Genomic DNA, 587 nt, shown 5'->3' on the forward strand with positions numbered 1-587 from the left:
GTCGCGCTGGGCCAGGACCTCCTTGGGCCAGGCGCCGATGACGAGCCCGACCATGAGCAGGGCGACGGCGATGAAGGCCACGGCGAAGAAGTTGACCTCGATCACAGCGCCTCCCGCACCGCGGTGCTGACGTGGCGCATCAGGTCCTCCAGCGCGATGCGGCCGGCGGCGTCGCGGGGTGCGTCCATGTAGGCGATGACGGCGGCGTCCACGACGTGCTCGTCGACGGGCCCGCGGGGAGGATCGGAACGGGTTTTGGCGGTAGCGGGGGCGGCGGCGTCCAGGGCGGCCAGGACGCGGCGGGCGTCGGTGCCGTAGGTGCCGGGGCCGGGCTGGGCGGCGCTGGCGCGCAGGGCGGCGGCGACGACCGTCACGCGGGGGTCGTCGGCGGCGGCCAGCGGCATGGGGGCGCTCACCGGGCGTCCCGGTCGCCGAAGAAGTCGTACAGGTGGTCGAGCACGCGCTGCAGGCCTTCGTCCAGGACGGCGACGGCCGCGGCCACCGGGGAGTCGCGGCGCTGGGTGGGGCGCAGGTTCCAGTAGCCGCGCTTGTTCATGATGCGGGCGGCCGCCATCGGGTCGCGGCGC

General features: G+C 75.5%; 1 protein-coding gene. It reads right to left on the reverse strand.

What is annotated here, in order from left to right; all coding sequences use genetic code 11:
• Nucleotides 1-101: 101 nt before the first annotated feature.
• Nucleotides 102-416, reverse strand: a complete 315-nt coding sequence (locus ABD140_RS39975; RefSeq protein WP_344248299.1) for a hypothetical protein — start codon at nt 414-416, stop codon at nt 102-104.
• Nucleotides 417-587: the final 171 nt, after the last annotated feature.

This window comes from Actinocorallia libanotica (assembly GCF_039525175.1).
Lineage (GTDB): Bacteria > Actinomycetota > Actinomycetes > Streptosporangiales > Streptosporangiaceae > Actinocorallia > Actinocorallia libanotica.